The organism is Algoriphagus jejuensis, from assembly GCF_039523455.1.
GTDB classification, from domain to species: domain Bacteria; phylum Bacteroidota; class Bacteroidia; order Cytophagales; family Cyclobacteriaceae; genus Algoriphagus; species Algoriphagus jejuensis.
In genome coordinates this window covers 564,635-581,841 of the sequence record NZ_BAAAFI010000002.1, presented here as the reverse complement: position 1 = coordinate 581,841, position 17,207 = coordinate 564,635, and the positions used below count along the sequence as shown (strand labels likewise).

General features: G+C 45.7%; 15 protein-coding genes. 7 read left to right on the top strand and 8 right to left on the bottom strand.

What is annotated here, in order from left to right; genetic code table 11:
• Window positions 1-4: 4 nt before the first annotated feature.
• From porN to ABD031_RS03415, 8 genes are all read right to left on the bottom strand, one after another.
• A complete protein-coding gene (gene porN / locus ABD031_RS03450; RefSeq protein ID WP_343849131.1) occupies window positions 5-793 on the bottom strand; it encodes a type IX secretion system ring subunit PorN/GldN in 789 nt (262 codons plus the stop codon).
• A 52-nt stretch (window positions 794-845) separates the two neighbouring features.
• The gene (gene porM, locus ABD031_RS03445; RefSeq protein ID WP_343848413.1) at window positions 846-2,444 is read right to left on the bottom strand and encodes a type IX secretion system motor protein PorM/GldM; all 1,599 of its coding nucleotides are present in this window, start codon (window positions 2,442-2,444) and stop codon (window positions 846-848) included.
• A gap of 38 nt (window positions 2,445-2,482) precedes the next feature.
• Window positions 2,483-3,262: a type IX secretion system motor protein PorL/GldL gene (gene porL / locus ABD031_RS03440; protein ID WP_343848411.1), complete on the bottom strand. Its 780-nt coding sequence runs from the start codon at window positions 3,260-3,262 to the stop codon at window positions 2,483-2,485.
• A gap of 40 nt (window positions 3,263-3,302) precedes the next feature.
• A complete protein-coding gene (gene porK, locus ABD031_RS03435) occupies window positions 3,303-4,397 on the bottom strand; it encodes a T9SS ring complex lipoprotein PorK/GldK (RefSeq protein ID WP_343848409.1) in 1,095 nt (364 codons plus the stop codon).
• 167 nt (window positions 4,398-4,564) lie between these two features.
• Window positions 4,565-5,545 (bottom strand): PorP/SprF family type IX secretion system membrane protein, encoded by a 981-nt coding sequence (locus ABD031_RS03430; protein WP_343848407.1) that lies wholly within the window; start codon window positions 5,543-5,545, stop codon window positions 4,565-4,567.
• A 73-nt stretch (window positions 5,546-5,618) separates the two neighbouring features.
• Window positions 5,619-6,392 carry a uroporphyrinogen-III synthase gene (locus ABD031_RS03425; protein WP_343848405.1) on the bottom strand — a complete coding sequence of 258 codons (774 nt, stop codon included), beginning with the start codon at window positions 6,390-6,392 and terminating at the stop codon, window positions 5,619-5,621.
• Window positions 6,393-6,424: 32 nt separating this feature from the next.
• A complete protein-coding gene (locus ABD031_RS03420) occupies window positions 6,425-7,534 on the bottom strand; it encodes a DUF4271 domain-containing protein (protein WP_343848403.1) in 1,110 nt (369 codons plus the stop codon).
• A 15-nt stretch (window positions 7,535-7,549) separates the two neighbouring features.
• Window positions 7,550-9,250, bottom strand: a complete 1,701-nt coding sequence (locus tag ABD031_RS03415; protein ID WP_343848402.1) for a BamA/TamA family outer membrane protein — start codon at window positions 9,248-9,250, stop codon at window positions 7,550-7,552.
• A 45-nt stretch (window positions 9,251-9,295) separates the two neighbouring features.
• Between ABD031_RS03415 and hemW the strand changes: the two genes are divergently transcribed.
• The 7 genes from hemW (at window position 9,296) to ABD031_RS03380 (ending at window position 17,167) form a co-directional block, all read left to right on the top strand.
• Complete coding sequence (hemW, locus tag ABD031_RS03410) at window positions 9,296-10,417, top strand: radical SAM family heme chaperone HemW (protein ID WP_343848401.1); 1,122 nt, start codon at window positions 9,296-9,298, stop codon at window positions 10,415-10,417.
• A 4-nt stretch (window positions 10,418-10,421) separates the two neighbouring features.
• Window positions 10,422-10,733 carry a DciA family protein gene (locus ABD031_RS03405; protein WP_343848400.1) on the top strand — a complete coding sequence of 104 codons (312 nt, stop codon included), beginning with the start codon at window positions 10,422-10,424 and terminating at the stop codon, window positions 10,731-10,733.
• Between the two features lie 96 nt (window positions 10,734-10,829).
• Entirely contained in the window at window positions 10,830-12,911 is a 2,082-nt protein-coding gene (locus ABD031_RS03400; RefSeq protein ID WP_343848399.1) for a GAF domain-containing SpoIIE family protein phosphatase, read from the top strand.
• Between the two features lie 19 nt (window positions 12,912-12,930).
• A complete protein-coding gene (locus ABD031_RS03395) occupies window positions 12,931-13,263 on the top strand; it encodes an STAS domain-containing protein (protein WP_343848398.1) in 333 nt (110 codons plus the stop codon).
• Window positions 13,264-13,266: 3 nt separating this feature from the next.
• On the top strand, window positions 13,267-13,680 hold the full coding sequence (locus tag ABD031_RS03390) for an ATP-binding protein (protein ID WP_343848397.1): 414 nt from the start codon (window positions 13,267-13,269) through the stop codon (window positions 13,678-13,680).
• A gap of 87 nt (window positions 13,681-13,767) precedes the next feature.
• Window positions 13,768-15,762, top strand: coding sequence for a foldase protein PrsA (locus tag ABD031_RS03385; protein WP_343848396.1), 1,995 nt, complete (start codon window positions 13,768-13,770; stop codon window positions 15,760-15,762).
• Window positions 15,763-15,802: 40 nt separating this feature from the next.
• Window positions 15,803-17,167: a peptidylprolyl isomerase gene (locus ABD031_RS03380; protein WP_425542700.1), complete on the top strand. Its 1,365-nt coding sequence runs from the start codon at window positions 15,803-15,805 to the stop codon at window positions 17,165-17,167.
• The last annotated feature ends 40 nt before the right edge of the window (window positions 17,168-17,207 follow it).

Here is a 17,207-nt window from a genome sequence, read left to right as displayed (position 1 = left end):
GTATTTACCACTCCCAAAGGAAGTTTTCAAATTCCAACAGTTTATATTCGAATTCGAGCGCATTGAGATAGGCTTGCATTTCAGGATTCGGGTGATCTGGGTGGACCAAATCTGCTATCAACGCATTATCCGGATTCGAATACCTTCTGACCACAGACCTAAATAACCTAGACTCGAATGCTTCATCATAGGTCAGGCTTTTTGAAATATTCTGGAAATTGATCCATCTCGCTGTAGGGTGGTTTTTGAAGTAATTCACAAAATCCTTGTAACGAATGAATGCAATTGACTTCTGACCGGCATTGGAGTTAGTCTGAGATGGCATCACCAATTCAATGTATTTGATGTCAAAGACCAAATCGGAGTGGTGTCTGTCAAAAACAAAATCTTCCTTGAAGTCCAGATAGTAGAGCTGCTTGGAAAAGATCGAATCTCCGTTAGCGGAAATCCAATAATTATCCTGAAACTCAGCGATCGAAAGCGGGCGGGTAAATTCATCATCAGCAAACACCTCCAGTGCATTTTCATCCACCACAGCCTTGTAAATTTGATTTACGATTCCGTTAGCCTTGTTGTCTCCTTGACCATAGAGCGAAAGGTTGTATTTTTCTCTCAGGTCAATTCTTCTCCAAACTGAGATTTGATACATCTTATCGTCATCTCTAATCCGTCTGGCAGAAAAGACCGTGTCCATGGAAAACTGACGATCACCAAAGCCGGAAGGGTTGACACTCGTGGCAACTTGAGCAGTAGAACTGAAGGGAATCAGCCCAAAAGCAAGCAAGAGCGCCATTAAGATATTTTGCACAAATCGTTTCATAACTATATCGTTTACTCAAAACCCCTTACTTAATCGGGATTCGGATGATTTCTCGTTGCTCTGTGTTGATTTTGTTCCCTCTAAAGTTTGTTCTTGTAACCTGAGTGACACGAACTACAATGTCATCACCTGGTCGGGCACTTTCCAATAATGAGCGCATGCTACCACCGATTGGAACCGTTTGGCGAGGGACTTCACTTCTCAATAGAATCAATTCACCTCCAGAAACCTCAAAGTTGGAATCTTTGGCCATCGTACGCGCAAAGGTTGGTTCCGGTACCGCAACAATTTTCAGACCATTCAGAGAGTTCAAAGCCTGAGCCTGGCTCAAATCCAATTGTTGGTTATTTCCTCCTAACGCTCTGATCGTCGGCGCAGGCACTGGTTTGATATCAAACGCCACGTCGCCGATTTTATTTCCTCCGCTGCTTACGCCGATGGTCACCTTACCGGATCCTCCCGGAATGATAGTGACCTGACCCGGCTTACTGCCTTTGATAGATTGGCCGTTGGCTATTGCAAACTCAGGAGAGTATGTATTTCCCAACGCTGGCACCTCGATCAACAGTTCATTTGCACAATCCGCATAGAGCTGCTGTACGACTTCTGAAGATACTTTGATCACCGGTCGAGCCACAAAGTATTCGTATTCTACAGGAATTACTTGGTCTTCGCCGCCTACGTTGGTCACGATCTCACCAGTGAGTAACTGCCGGGAAAGTCCCATGTCATCGTAGTTTGATGCTGGAGCGACGGTAAATTCAACCTTTCCAAATCCATTTTCCACGCGAACAGTCCGGCCACCCAGTGTCATCGTAGGAGCTGCAGAAGAAGAAGCAGAAGCAATAAACATATCACCCTGAAATTTTGTACCAGCTGCAACGATATTGGATACCGCGGCGATCTTACCTTCCAAGATGTCTGCCTTGAAATAGAAAGAGCCCAAAGTATTGGAAATTAGGGAAAGAGACTCACTCTCAATATTCAACACTTCATTTTGGAACTGAGACAGCAAAGCCATCACTGCTCCGACCGGCGACTTTACGAAGTTGAGGTTTACAAAGCTTTTGTTCCTTACTTCTCTGTCGTTGGCAAAAATCTCGATGTCTTTCGCGTCCAATGCAATTGGCTTAAACGTCGCACCGGTGATGCCAACTCCGCTGAGTATTTGAGATACTTGATTCGGATAGGCATTCAGTTTCGCTTGTAATTCCTCGCCCTTGCCCAAATTAGCAAACATATTACCGGTTACCTCCGTGTTTTTCAGTGCCGAGCTTACAAAGTTTCCTTCGTCATTCTTGGCATTCGACGTTGCGATCAGTTCCTGTTTCAGTTCTTCCAGGTAGGTATAGACCTCGGAAGTAGCCTCTCTAACCTGCTGAGATGCACCAACTTTCGGCACATCTCTCGGGTTATTTCCTTGCTCTTCTACCGTTGCTTTGATAGAGTTTACAGTAGATTGATTTTTTGAAATGAAATTTTTAGAAGTTCGTTCCATCCCATCGTTGATGAGGACGAACTTCTGAAGGATTTGGTTACTTACCTGGAGAGCCAATAAGGCTGTCAAAACCAGGTACATCATCCCAATCATCCGCTGTCTAGGTGTTTCTTTAGCTCCTGCCATCTTACTAGATTATATTATTTAGAAGTGTGTAGGACAAATCAACCTTTCATAGCGGATAGCATTCCACCATAGATCTTATTGAGAGAACTTACGTTTTGGTTCAGCTTGGACAGTTCATTTTTGAAAGCTTCAGTCTCTTTTCCAGCTTCTGACAGACCTTGCATTGCTACGGTCATATTGCTGTAGAATTTATTCAATGTCTTCACATGGCTGTTTGCATCTTGAAGCTCCATTTCATAGACTGAATTGAGTGCGCTTAGATTCTTAGTCACGTTAACCACTTGAGTGTGGTAGGCTTTCGCATCTTGAGAAGCAGCTGACATCTCAGTGAGTGCCGCAGCAGTTTTGCTATAGGAAACATTCATATCCACCAAAGTCTTGGCTGCAGACTTCACGTTGGTCGCATATTCACTGGTTGCAACGGCTGCATCTGAAAGGTTACCCATTTTCTGTGCAGAAGTCGCAAGATCTTGCATCCCTCTACCCAAGCTATCTATCAATTCAGGACCGATTTTCGCCTTGGTCAGCATGTCATCTAATTTCGCAGTAACCTCATCTCCTTTGGATTTTTTGCTTCCTTCTCCCAATTCTGGATAAATTTTACTCCAATCCATTTCCTCTTGCCTTGGTTCAAAGGAAGACAGGAAGAAAATTACAGCCTCAGTGGACAAACCAACCCCAATCATAATGTTGGCAAATTGCCAATCGAGGATCTTAAACATTGCACCGAGGATTACGACAGCAGCACCAATACCATAAATCTTTGGCATAATGTTGCTGTAAAACTGAGCTTTAAAGGAATTGCTGTTGCTAGCCATTTGAAAATGTAAATTTTAAGTTATTTCTAGTTTGGGGAAATTACCGTTTTGTTCTTCTGGATGATCTTACATCCATTGATCCTGACCTGCCCATGAAGGTCATTGCGGTACGGAAGCCAATGTGGGCTTGGGCGACATCTTGGTATTCGTAGGTTCTAGTCGATGTCTCTAAGTAGTGGGCGATATCTTTCCAGCTGCCCCCTCTGACGATCTTTCTTGGCTCGTTAGGATCGTCATATATGGGATCCAGATCCCAAGTATCAACTCTTGAAGTTGCTTTGTATGCATCCAGTACCCACTCTGCTACGTTCCCAGACATATTGTATAATCCAAAACCATTAGGAGCGAAAACGTCAACCGGAGCTGTGTAAGCAAACCCGTCGTCGATGTAGTTTCCACGTCCAGGCTTAAAGTTGGCCATCAGACAACCTCTTTTGTTTTTAAGATACGGCCCCCCCCAAGGATATTTGGCGACATCTTTCCCTCCTTTTGCGGCGTATTCCCACTCCGCTTCTGAAGCGAGGCGGAAATTTGGAGCATCGAACTCGAATTCGTCATTCGCCTGCAAGTGATAAGTTCTCCATTCACAGTACTTCTGAGCTTGATCCCAAGAAATACCCACAACAGGATAGTTGTCAAAAGCGGGATGGTCAAAATAGAATTCCATCAACGGATCTCCATAGTGGTAAGAAAAACTGGTAGACCACACCGTCGTGTCTGGTCTCAGTTCATCGTAGTTAAAAGTCGGAGGTGCCTTCAGTGTTGTTGGCGTACCAGTTGCAAGCTCACCGTTTTTCACAGCTTCCAAAAATTGTCTGTATTTGTTATTGGACACTTCATATTTGTCCATAAAAAACTCAGAAATCGTAATCTGTTTGTTCATCGCAGATTGTGTATATGCGATGTCCTCATCAGATTGTCCCATCCAAAACGTTCCGCCTTTTACCGGTACCATGTCAATCGGCAAGTTTTGCTGCCAGCTCGAACGTTTAGGAACTCCCGTCACTTCACCCCGTCTATTGGCCTTTTCACTTGATGTCCCCTTCTTGTTTAACAGCCCGCAACCCGGTAAGAGCGTTGCGACAGCCAAGCCCACAACCACAGGCATTAAGTGGAGTTTCATTTTTTTATACATAAATGACGTTTTTTAAACTCATCAATTTTTACTCGATTAAAAAATCGACATTTGATTGTCGAAATTTATATAAACCAGCCGCAATAATACAAATAACCTACCATTTTCACTCTATTTGTAAACGAACGACGGATATTCTATTTTGTTTTCGCTCAGATCAATGCAGCCTAAAATCGATATCGAGGTGTCCGCTGGATTACTCGCTCAATCACCCGGCTAGTGGAAGGAAGAACATATCGTAACATGAGTTCATGGCTTGTCGGTGATTTGGCATCTATTCCGCCGGTCACCAGATCAAAGGCATATCCCAATTTCAAAGAGTTGTCTCGTAACAAACTGTAGCCCAGTATAAACGAAACCGACTCCTCACCTCGATAGGCTATCCCTCCATTTATCTTATTCTGATGTGTTGCCATAACGCTCACGTCGTAAGAAAAATTATTGAAAGAGACCGTTTTTATCAAAAGGCTCGGCTCGATTCTTAACTGTCCGATTGGCCGGATTCGATAACCGAAAAGGAAGTAGGAATGATTTTTTAACTGGTTGGCGTAGGTCGCATCTCCGAAATCAAAAGTAGGTTGATTCAGATGCTTTAAACTAAGTCCCAAATAATAATTACCCCTATCATATAATAATCCAGCCCCAAAGTCCAGCGCAAGTTGACTTTCCTTGCCAGATTCCGGTAGGTTTGGCTCTGGATTGACCACGACTAACTCCCCATAGTCCAAGGAACTTGAAAACATGCCCACATATCCGCCGACGCTCAAGGTACCCCGTTTAATTTTTTTGTGGTAGCTGCCCTTCAGGTTGACCTCAAGATTGCTTGTAGCGCCGATTTGGTCGTTGACTATCGACAGACCGTATCCAAGATTTTTAGAGTCGAGCCTCCCTTCGGCAGTGATCAACTGGGTCGTCGGAGCCCCTCCCTGTCCAGAACTCGTCGAATACCCAGCCCATTGGGAACGATGTAAGGCAGAAAATCGATACCCACTCTCCTTGCCGGCAAAGGCAGGATTGTAAAACATACTATTATACATGTATTGGGTAAATTGTGCGTCTTGCTGGGCTTGGGCGTATCCTGCGCACACCAACAGAATCAATGAAAATCCAAGCTTTAAAAAGTTATCCAATCGGCTTTTGGTAGTCATTCGGCTGAAGCGTCTCAATTTTAAACTAGTGTAAGAATTTAAACTGAAAAACCACAGCAAATGATTCTAAGTTTTACAAATTATTGGCCTTTTTGATATAAAGTTCCAATGCACCAGTCATGCTAGGAGCATTTGGCATTGGTGCCTCGATATCCAAGATCAAGTCCAACTCCCTAACTTCCTGCGCGGTAGTCGGTCCAAATGCCGCGATTCTAGTATTTCCCTGCACAAAGTCCGGAAAATTGCTTTTCAACGACTTGATCCCAGATGGACTGAAGAAAGCAAGAATATCATATTTCACATCTGCCAAGTCAGAAAGATCTGCCGCTACGGTATGATAAATGATGGCTTCGGTAAATGCGATGCTATGCTTTTCCATATAGCTCGGAATTACGTCTTTGCGAATATCGGAGCAAGGAAAAAGGTACTTTTCATTCTTGTGCTTTTTGAAATAGTCAAAAAGATCCTCGGCAGTCTTCTGACCTACGAAAAGCTTACGCTTACGAATGACGATGTACTTCTGAAGGTAGTGCGCAGTCTGATCGGAAATACAGAAATATTTCATTTCAGCAGGCATCTCGATCTTGAACTCCTTGCAAATCGCGAAGAAATGGTCGATCGCGTTGCGGCTGGTAAAAATAACCGCCGTATGCTTTAGAATGTCAATCTTCTGCTTTCTGAATTCCTTGGGTGGAACCGGCTCGACTTTGATAAACTGTCTGAAATCAATCTTCAATTTATACTTCTCAGCCAACGACAGGTAGGGGGAATTAACATCAGTAGGCTTGGGCTGGGAAACTAGGATACTCTTTACTGGTTTAAAGCGATCTTTTGGAGCTGCACTCATGCTAATTTATTCCTTTATTATAGTTCAATTACTCACTGACCTAGAGCCATAATCCATTTTGCAAGGATTAGAAAAGGCACTAATTCTGCGATACAAAGGTAAGTAAATAAATGGTATTTCTTAAAACTCAACTTACTCATCATAATCAGAAACAACCCCAACACCCCTAAAATGTAAAACCAGAAAAAGCCCAAAAACAGGAGTGAAAGGGCTGATTCAAGGCCGGAAAAATTGTTTGAAACAAAGTAGGCTCCCACAATCAAGACCAAGGAACTGCCAAATACGATGAGTCGCAGCAGGTAAAAAAAATGGGAAAACTCTGCTTTGCCCAAGTCAAACAAATAAGAAATAAGCTTAATCCCGATAAATTTAATAATCGTGAAAGCCAAGATCAGAAATGCACCACCCAGCCACATCGCCAAAAGTGAAGAATAGTCCAGACCGATCCATGCCCCAAGCCAGTCTCTTCTAAAGACTACCAGCCCTGTGACCACGCCCTGCGAAATCATCATCGCCACGATCAGAAGGTAGAAGATGATATCGAATGAGAAAAACTTCTGCAGGTTGCCACTATCTGAAAAATCATCCGCACTGATGACTGAAAGCGGCTGAAGCATCACCGCAAGCAAGAAGGGATAGGCCAACTTGTACAAGGCCAAAAAGAACAGGATGATAAACAGAGCAGTGAAATAAAAGTCCTTCACCGGCTGCGGTACAAATCGCGCAAGTAGTGGATTGATGGCCGGGCTGACGACCGACTCGTCCAGATTCGCCCGTCCCAACACTTTCTTTATGCTCGTATTCCTTGCGGCCAAGTTGGGGCTTACAACGGTGAATAACACCGAATCTTTGCCAAATTCATTCTGAAAATCTTGGAGCGAACCGAAAAAAACGGTGTCTCCTACGGTCAAACTCCATAGTTTCCCATCTATAAAGACCGTAGTCTTCGAGGGTAGCTTGAAACGAAGCTCAGATTCGGGAAAACTCTTCAGATCCACGTTGAGATCCAGTCGATTGTTGCTTCCGAGCCACGACTCTTCGCGTGCTGACTTCCAAAGTCCATCGTAGTTCTCCAGTACCTGGGCATGTGCACCCAAGGAGAAGAAAACCAATAAACCGAAAAGTAATCGAACTTTACACATAAATCATGTCGCTCACTAAAACCTCGCCAGATATCCAAAATGGATTCTGGAGTAAGAAAAAGATATGGGCTGTGTAGTTGATTTTCCCAATGCGAATACAAAACTGAATAATCCTCCGTCAGTGTCCAAATTGATTCCCGTACCAAATGAAAAGGGACAGTCGATTTTTTGGCTTTCGTAAGGATTTTCAATTATTCCCAAGTCCGCAAACACCACTAAAAAAGAGTTTTGATCAAAAAACAGACGCTGTTCCATATTGACGTACCCAAAGCTCTTGGCATAAAAATTCTTCTCATTGAAGCCACGAATACTCTTCAGTCCCCCGACACGGAAAAACTCATTTAAAAACAGATTCTCATTTTCCAGAAGCCCCCCAACTCCGCGCACCCACATCCCCCAAGCGGGCTTGATATAAATGTGCTGCTCTCCGGAAAACCACCCCTGATATTGCGGTGACGATTCATCTAGGTTGGCATAGACTTCTTCTGGCAGGCCAGTATTTTCGATTATCTTTTTATTCCCAAGCGAAAATTGCCCCTGAATCCTTGCCCCTCGCCGCGTAGAAACCGGAGAATCCAGCCTATCCCAATCAATCCCTATTCCGTATTGATTCCATCGAAAGTCGATTGCTGCAGGCAAAGTCTGTGCATGATCAATATCCTCAGTGGAGATCAGATCTCCTGCCTGTCTCTTCGTGAAGAAATTCAGGTAGGCATCATCGGATACCTGATACCCAAAATCCAGCTCAAAAGTCCGGTTTACAAAAGTAGAATCCTGCTTGAGCAGCGAAAATCCTACCTCAAGATCCAGGGGCGATCGAAATACAAAGGCTTCTTTTGCGCTTATCTCCAGGGATTGGGACTGGACATTCAACCGCTGCCATTGCAGCGAAAAATCTCGGCCTTTTCCAGCTAAATGATATAATTGCAGGTCAACTTCACCGGTGATCAACACCTTCCCAGTCTCATTTTCATTGGGTAATATTCCAATCACGCCGTCAAAAACATTGACTCTTCGATCTTGGATCGTGAAGATCGGCCTTGCCTGTTGGGTTTGGAAAGCCAACTCCGGAGCGCCTACCACCATAAAGTACGGTGACTTTCGGAGCGTTTTCGTGGCCTTGGCCAAGTGCTGCTGGGAAAAGGGTTCGCCAGGACATAAACCAGATAGCTGCTGAAGGTAGCTCGCCTTGGATTTACTTTCTCCACTCACCTCCAGACTGTCCCAAGTGATGTATGGGCCGGAACTATAGACCATCCGCCCTGACAGCATATGATCACTGACTTCAAGGCTATCAAGCTTCATTTCTGCAAAGGGGTAGCCGGAATTTTCCGCAAGCTCCAGCACTTGCTCGATCCAGCGGTAAGGACCCGTATAACTTTTTTCGGGAGATCCGATTTGGTCCAGAATAGTCGCTGGCACGATGCCTGTATCGATTTTCTCCCAGTGAAAAAGCCTCCCGGCCTCCCAAGTGAAAGCCAGCGTGTCGTCGTTGATTTCCTCCCTAAAATACCCTTCCAAAAACCCCTGACTACGGAAATGGCGAGCTACGGAATCGCTCAAAAGTAACGCAGGCTGTCTTTCGGCAAAATCGCGGATTTCCTGCTTACTTACACCATCCGAAGCTTCCCATCCTACCCTAAAAACCTGCTGCCCCAGGCACACGGCCTGTCCAAAAAACAGAAAAAGGAAAACCGTCAACAACCGGGACTTCAAGACACAATTCGGGATTGATTATCTTCGCAAGATAATTGAATTCACTTGGCAGGTATCTACATCCACATTCCATTTTGCAGGCAGGCATGCCACTATTGCGACTTCCACTTTAGCACCAACCTAGGCCGCATCGATCAAATGGTTGCGACGATTGGAAGAGAAATCGAACTGCGAAAGAATTTCCTACAAAACCGTGCTGTAGAGACGGTCTATTTCGGAGGCGGTACCCCTTCACTTCTTTCGGAGAAGCATTTGGATTTTTTGTTCCAAAAGCTCCAGGAAAGCTTCACCTTGGCATTGTCTGAAGTCACTTTGGAAGCCAATCCTGATGATCTCTCGGAGGAAAATCTTAAGATTTGGAAATCTCTGGGTATAGATCGGTTGAGTCTGGGCATCCAAAGTTTTCAAGAGGAAGTGCTGCGGTTTTACAATCGCGCTCATTCGGCCAAAGAAGCCTTGAAAGCGATTTCTTTGGGTAGAAAAGCGGGCTTCGAAAAATTTTCCATCGACCTGATTTATGGCTTTCCTCATTCCGACCATTCGATATGGAAAAAAGACCTCGACGAGGCACTGCGCCAGGATCCTGGCCATATCTCTGCCTATTCGCTCACGGTCGAGCCAAATACCGCCTTGGGAAAATGGACTGAAAAAGGGAGATTCCAGCCTGCTGACGAGGATTTTGTCGCTGAACAGTTTGAATGGCTGCAGGAGCAATCTAACAAAGCAGGCTACGTCCAATACGAGATTTCCAATTTCGGAAAGCCCGGGCAATTTGCCCTTCACAACACCAGCTACTGGCGAGGGGTGCCGTACTTGGGTCTCGGTCCGAGCGCGCATTCCTTTGACGGCAAAGATCGCGGGGCCAATCCCTCCAGCAATTCCGGATACATCAACTCATTGGAACTTAACAAAGCTCCTTTTGTGACAGAAGTATTGACCTTAGATGACCAAGTCAACGATCGGATTTTGACCGGACTGCGGACAATCTGGGGGCTGTCGCCGGCCTCGCTTCAGGAGGATTTTGGGCTGGCGCTTCTGGATACCAAATCCGCCATCGTCCAAAAATTAGAAACTCAGGGTTGGCTGATCTGGGACGGTAAAACCCTATCTTTGACCAAAAGGGGCATGCTACTGGCAGACAGTATCGCAGCCGAATTGTTCATTTGAATCCATGAGTTACAACCCATATCCTGGTAGAAAAAAAGAAGCCACACCGCTTGAGGAGGCTTTCAACGAACTCCTAAAAGCCTACCGGCTAGAGGACAAGTTCAAAGAAAAGCAACTGATCGGCAGCTGGGGTGAAATCGTCGGCAGGACAATTTCCGATCGGACCTCTTCTGTTTTTATAAAGGATAAGAAGCTTTTTGTAAAACTCAGCTCCGGTCCGATCAAGAAAGAACTGATGCTCAACCGCTCCAAGGTTTTGCTGCTGATCGAGGAAAAAGTCGGCAAGGGTGTCGTGGAAGAACTGATCTGCCTTTGATCTTTACTTTATAATTTTTAACGAGCCGAAACTGACTGAACGTCCCGATTTTAACTAGGATTAGCTCAGTTTCAGTATTATTGCGAAATCGTTCGGATGATTAAGCTACCCTCCATTCATATCGGCAAGCTCAGTTTGCTCCTCGCCATTCTGGTGTGGCTGGCATTGCTGTTTGTGGATTTGGTCAGGTTATTTGGACTGATCAACGACATGAATTCCGGCATTTCAGACGAAATCACCTGGATTCTGGAGATTCTCTTTTTCTTCACTGTATATGGGTTTTACAATTATTCCGTTGGAAAAAACATACAGGGTGATTTCCTGAGCCTGCTTTGGAGAGCAGCGTCCACAGGAATTTTTGCCACAGGCATGACCCTGCTCACCGAGCTTTTTTATCTTTCACTGGGCGACAGTAAGCTTGCCACGGAGCCATTTCTCAGAAACTTTTTTTACCACGTCAACTTTGCTCTGACGTCGATCTTCTTGATTTCTTCTGCTCTGCTTTGGAAGCATCTTATCCTGTACCAGAAAAATAAGCAAGTCGTCAAACAATGGCAGACCTTCGAATTTGCCATGCTCCTTGCGATGTTTTTTGTTTTTTTCAACAAAAACAACCTCGACTATAGCTTCCTCTTTGCGATGGTTATCCTGTTTGTGATTACGATCGTCCTCTCCGGCAATCTAAAGTGGATACCGTATTTGACATTCAAGGAAAAATGGAAGTCCCTACTGTTTCTTTTCATTATCCTACTCTGCACCGGATACCTGTTTCGGCAGATGCTTGCCTACAGTGCCGCCGAGCCCTATCAGGTTAATCTGACAGACAATCTGTTTTTGATGGCCTTGTTTGCCTTCATCTTCACCTATGCGATTTTCAGCTTTTTGGTCACGCTATTTAACCTGCCGACATCGTCGGTTTTTGAGCAAAAGTTAACCGAAGCGATCAATTTCCAGCGGTTGAGCCAGTCTATTCAGCCGGAGGACAACGAAGAGCAGGTGCTCGACATTCTGCTGGATAGTTGCATGAGCGCATCCTATGCGGACGGGGCTTGGATAGAAATCAATGCAAACACAAAAAGTGAAGGAATCAATCAGCTGAGATTTTTGGACGAGTCCACCAAGTCGGATCTCTCAGAACTGATCAAAAACCAAAAGTCCGCAATCGACTGGGCCTCCACCGATCGGCCGGAAACCCTCCAACCTTTGCTAGTGCGACTCGATCATCCACAATATGAGTCCACATTGCTTATCCCCTTGGTGATCAATAAAGTAGCGATCGGGCGCATGGTACTCTGTAAGGAAGTGCGGGACGGATTCAACAAGGAGATGGTCAGCATCATCAGCACCTTTGCCCGTCAGGCGTGCATATCGGTAGAAAATCACCGACTGTTGAACCAAGCCATCCAAAACGAGCGTTACCAAGAAGAACTGAAAATCGCCCAGCGGGTACAAAAAGCCCTGCTCCCCTCAAAACTCGACCATCCCGATGCGTTCGACATTTGCGCCTTTTCCAATGCCGCCGATGAAGTCGGAGGAGACTATTACGACACCTATCAGCTCGACGAAAATCGCTTCGTGCTCATAATCGGGGACGTCTCCGGCAAGGGAACGTCCGCGGCCTTTCACATGGCGCAGATGAAAGGAGTCTTCCAAAGTTTGATTCAGCTCAACCTGAGTCCTTCGGAATTCATGATTCGGGCAAACTCGGCCCTGAGCAAATGCTTGGAACGGAACCATTTCATCACCGCGTCGATTTTCCTGATCAATACCTCCGAGCGGCAAATTTGTCATTCCCGAGCCGGCCATGTGCCCACCTTACGCTACAGGGCCCAAGAGGAAAAGTCTGAGTATTTGTTCTTCGACGGGTTGGGCCTGGGCATATTGAGAAACAAGCAGTATGAAAAACACGTTCGGGAAGATACATTTTCCTATGCCCCCGGAGACGTGCTGGTACTGATCACCGATGGAATCGTGGAAGCCAAAAACCCTCAGGATCAACAATTCGGCTTTGAGCGAATCCGAAGTTTGGTTGAAATTCACCATGACAAAAGCCCAAAAGAAATTCAAGACCAACTTATCGACTCCCTTCACGTCTTTGTAGGTGGTGACGGCATGATCGAAGACGACTACTCGATGATGGTCGTGAAGTTCCAAAATCCTGCAACTCAAAACATTTAGCAAAAAGAATCCGTAAGCCATGCTCCGCCTGGAAAAAACAAAAATCAACGCAACCGAAATCCTGAGTCTTTACGGAGAAGTGGACGCCAGCAACTCCGTCATCCTGGACGAAGCCATCCAGGAAATAATTGCAGCTGGCTGCAAATCCCTCCTGATCGACGGCAAAAATCTAGAGTACATCTCTTCGGCTGGATTGGGCGTATTCATGTCGTATCTGGAGGATTTTCAGGATCAGGGCATCAGCATGAAAATTTGCGAACTCGTGCCCCGAGTATTTGAAGTATTCCGGATTCTCGGACTGGATCAGTTAATTCCGATTTATCCTGACCGAGAAGCCGCATTCGCCGCATAATAAATGAAGTACAGACTAGACCTATCCTGCCAAACCTCGGCACTTTCGGAATTGAGAGCCTTCCTCCAGCATGCGCTGGGAGCAGCGACTCTGGACGAAATCGAAAAACACCAAGTGACCTTGGCCGTGGAAGAAGTCTGTGCAAACCTGATCATCCACTCCCATCGCTGCAATCCCATGGACATCATCCAGCTGGAGATCAGAGATTCCCATGAAAAGTTAATTTTTGAAATTTCTGACCAAGGCGAAGCGTTTAACATTCTCGATTACGAGGTGCCAGACCTGAAAAAGGTCATGTTGCAAAAGCGTAAGGGTGGCTTAGGCATCATTTTGGTTAAGAAGATTATGGACGAGATCGAATTTGAGTCAAAAGACGGTACCAACACCTGCCGCTTGATCAAATGGTTTCGATCCTAATTTTGGTTAAATGATGCTTACGAAAGGCATTCACCCCGAATTACTGATAAATTTGTAACATTGCATTTTAAATCGGCTATCCATTACATGAAGCACCGAACCGTTTCGGCATTTGTAATCACCCTTCAAGTTGCATACCTGCTAATTCTGCCCCTGACGGCCCTAGCACAGACCTCCACAGATGCCCTGCTGACCGTGGGAGGAACTCCTGTGGACAAGGATGAACTCATATATCTCATCTCTAAAGGAAAAGGTACAGATACTCAGACTCCAGGCGTCAGCCGGGAAGAATTTGAGGAAAACTTGGAATTGTTCATCAATTACAAGTTGAAGGTCAAAGAAGCCGAAGCAAGGGGCCTTGAGGACACTGATGAGTTTGCCAGAGAATTCGCTTCTTTCAAGGAATCGCTCATTTATCCCTACTTGATCAAAAACTCTTTGGAGGAAGGTGAGCTGAGAAAAGCGTATTCGAGAATGCAGGAAGTGGTGCGCGCGAGTCACATTCTTTTCCAGTTCCCCCCGAATGCCAGCACTGAAGACAGCCTGATCGTGCTGAAGATGGCTCTCAAGGTAAAAGGCGAAATCGAAAACGGCGGAGACATCAACGAGCTCGCTGTGCAGTATTCGGATGATCCATCTGCCAAGGTCAACAAAGGCGATTTGGGCTATTTCACTGGACTGCAGATGGTTCAACCCTTTGAGGACGCAGCATATACGCTTCAGGCTGGACAGGTTTCTGATCCGGTCCTAACCAATTTCGGATACCACATCATCAAAGTGCAAGACCGCCAGCCAAACCCAGGTCAGGTGAGGGTGTCCCATATTTTGGTACGTTTTGACGCTAATAATCCCACGCAGGAAGAAAATGCGCGAAGAAAAATCGCTGATATCTATACTGAAATTCAAAAAGAAAATACGGTCTGGGAAGACATCGTAAAAACATATTCCGAAGATCCTGCCACTAGTCAACGCGGCGGCCTCCTTCCTTGGTTTGGGGTCGGCAGCATGATTCCCGAATTCGAGATGGGCGCATTCTCGCTATCTGAGTTTGGTGAAATTTCTCCTCCACTCAAGACGCAGTATGGATATCACATCCTGCGACTAGAGGAGAAAAAACCCATTGCTTCCTTCGAAGAAATGGAAGAGTCCATTCGATCCAAGATTCTGAGGGACTCCCGCTCGGGAATGATTAACTCACAGGTCGTAGCTATCCAGAAAGCCCGCTATGGGTATTCAGAAAATGAAGCCTCCGTCAATTCTCTGGCCGAAACACTCAACCCCATCGCAAAACCGGAATTCACGACGACGGTACGTAGCCAATCGCTAGACAAATCACCTCTATTTAATATTCAAGGTAAGACCTACCTCATGTCAGATCTGACCGCATACATGGACGGTGAGGAGATCAGTCCTAAATTAAAAGGCGGTACGTTTGACATTTGGTTTGATCGCTTCGTATCTAAAACTCTCAGCACCACCGAGGAAAAGGACATCGAATCCAACAACAAAGAATACCAAATGCTGCTTAAGGAATACCGGGACGGAATTCTACTGTTTTCTTTGATGAATCAGGAGGTTTGGGAGAAGGGCATTTCAGATTCCCTTGGCCAAGCCGAATTTTACCGAAAAAATATAGATCGCTACCAGTGGAGTAACCGTATCGAAGCGTTCATCGTCAAAGTGCTCGATCCAGCGCAGGCTGAGAATGCGCGAAAAGCGCTTCAAGGAAATGGCTACAATCAAGCTTTGATCCAAGAATTTGAATCCGACTACAAGGCCAATGCAACGCTAGCATACCATACCGAATCAGGAACTTACGAATACGAAGAGCATCCTGTCCTGTCAAAAATCGATACGCAGAAGTCCTATCAGGAAATCGAGGTAGATGGTGCTTTGTATTTAGTCGTGACCGGACAAAAGATTCCAGCTGGACCCCGGAAATTTGAAGAATCCCGAGGCTTGGTCATTCGCGACTACCAGGATCATCTCGACAAAACGCTGATCGATTTGCTGAAAACAAAATACCCCATCCAGATCAATCCTAGAATCAAAGAGGAGACATTTCTGGTTTTGAATCAATAAACAATTCATCCCGACCGCGGGAAAATGCTTACCAAATCACATGAAATTTCTAAACCGACTTCTTCTCAGCCTTTTTGGTGCGATGGCCCTGACTCAGATCTATGCTCAGGAAACACCGCCATCAGGCCAGGTGTTGGATAAAATCGTCGCCAAGGTAGACAACAACATTATCCTAGAGTCCGAAGTCCAGCAAACCTATATAGAAGCTCTCGCTCAGGCTCAGCAGGGGATGGAATCGCCCAATCGCTGCGATGTCTTCGAAAGTCTCATGATCAACAAGCTTATGGTTGCCAAAGCGGAGATCGACTCGGTCATGGTGACTGACGCCGAAGTGATGCTGCAAACCGAAAACCGATTCAGCGCAGTAATGCAGCAATTTGGAGGAGATGAAAGCATGCTCGTCCAAGTCTATGGCAAAACGGCCGAACAGCTGAAAGCTGAGCTCGAAGACGTGATCCGCGAGCAGATGATCGTTTCAAAAATGCGTTCAAAAATTACCGAAGGGCTGACCGTCTCTCCAGCGGATGTGCGGGCATTCTTCAACAGCATCCCTGCCGATTCCCTGCCGCTATTCACCTCTGAGGCCACCGTAGGTCAGATCGTCAAAAAGCCGGAAGTAAACCCGAAAGTTAGGGATGAAATAGTCACCCAGCTCACCCAATTCAAGCAGGATATATTGGACGGCAAAGCGGACTTTGCCGACTTGGCCAAGCGATACTCTGAAGACCCGGGGTCTGGCGCCCAGGGTGGTGACCTAGGTTTCTTCCGCAGAGGCGAATTAGCCCCAGAATATGAATCCACGGCTTTGGGGCTGAGACAGGGAGAAATCAGTGATCCTGTCGAAACCCAGTTCGGTTTTCACATGATCCAGTTGCTGGAAATCAAAGGAACTACTTACAATACCCGCCATATTCTCCGTATCCCAAAAGCCGGAGAAGAGGACATCCTCAAAGCCGAGCGCTACCTAGACAGCTTGAGAAAAGAGATTGAAAACAACAAAATCACCTTTGCCAAAGCTGCAAAAGAGTATTCAGAAGACAGAACAACTTCTGACAATGGAGGCTACTTCACGGATCCTTCCAACAACTCAAATCGACTGTCTCTAAGAACGCTCGAGGATCCTGTGCTATACTTCACCATCGACACCATGGCGGTGGGAAATATCACCAAGCCGATCCGTTTCGAAGATCCACGTGAAGGCACCAAAGTGAGAATCCTATATTATCACGCAAAATACCCCGCTCACCGGGCGAATTTGGAAGATGACTATGAAAAAATGAAAGCGGCCGCACTTCGTAGAAAAGAGGATGAAATCCTAGGTAAGTGGTTTGTCACCGCCAAGGAGGATGTGTTTATCGACATCGACCCGACCTATGACAGATGCGACGTCCTACAAGGAAACTAAAGTCAAAGCCACTTTTACTAAAAAAGCCCCAAATAAGCTG

Coding starts and splice junctions, on each gene's coding strand:
- porN (WP_343849131.1), bottom strand. CDS start 793: ATGGCGCTCTTGCTTGCTTTTGGGCTGATTCCCTTCAGTTCTACTGCT.
- porM (WP_343848413.1), bottom strand. CDS start 2,444: ATGGCAGGAGCTAAAGAAACACCTAGACAGCGGATGATTGGGATGATG.
- porL (WP_343848411.1), bottom strand. CDS start 3,262: ATGGCTAGCAACAGCAATTCCTTTAAAGCTCAGTTTTACAGCAACATT.
- porK (WP_343848409.1), bottom strand. CDS start 4,397: ATGTATAAAAAAATGAAACTCCACTTAATGCCTGTGGTTGTGGGCTTG.
- ABD031_RS03430 (WP_343848407.1), bottom strand. CDS start 5,545: ATGACTACCAAAAGCCGATTGGATAACTTTTTAAAGCTTGGATTTTCA.
- ABD031_RS03425 (WP_343848405.1), bottom strand. CDS start 6,392: ATGAGTGCAGCTCCAAAAGATCGCTTTAAACCAGTAAAGAGTATCCTA.
- ABD031_RS03420 (WP_343848403.1), bottom strand. CDS start 7,534: ATGTGTAAAGTTCGATTACTTTTCGGTTTATTGGTTTTCTTCTCCTTG.
- ABD031_RS03405 (WP_343848400.1), top strand. CDS start 10,422: ATGAGTTACAACCCATATCCTGGTAGAAAAAAAGAAGCCACACCGCTT.
- ABD031_RS03400 (WP_343848399.1), top strand. CDS start 10,830: ATGATTAAGCTACCCTCCATTCATATCGGCAAGCTCAGTTTGCTCCTC.
- ABD031_RS03395 (WP_343848398.1), top strand. CDS start 12,931: ATGCTCCGCCTGGAAAAAACAAAAATCAACGCAACCGAAATCCTGAGT.
- ABD031_RS03390 (WP_343848397.1), top strand. CDS start 13,267: ATGAAGTACAGACTAGACCTATCCTGCCAAACCTCGGCACTTTCGGAA.
- ABD031_RS03385 (WP_343848396.1), top strand. CDS start 13,768: ATGAAGCACCGAACCGTTTCGGCATTTGTAATCACCCTTCAAGTTGCA.
- ABD031_RS03380 (WP_425542700.1), top strand. CDS start 15,803: ATGAAATTTCTAAACCGACTTCTTCTCAGCCTTTTTGGTGCGATGGCC.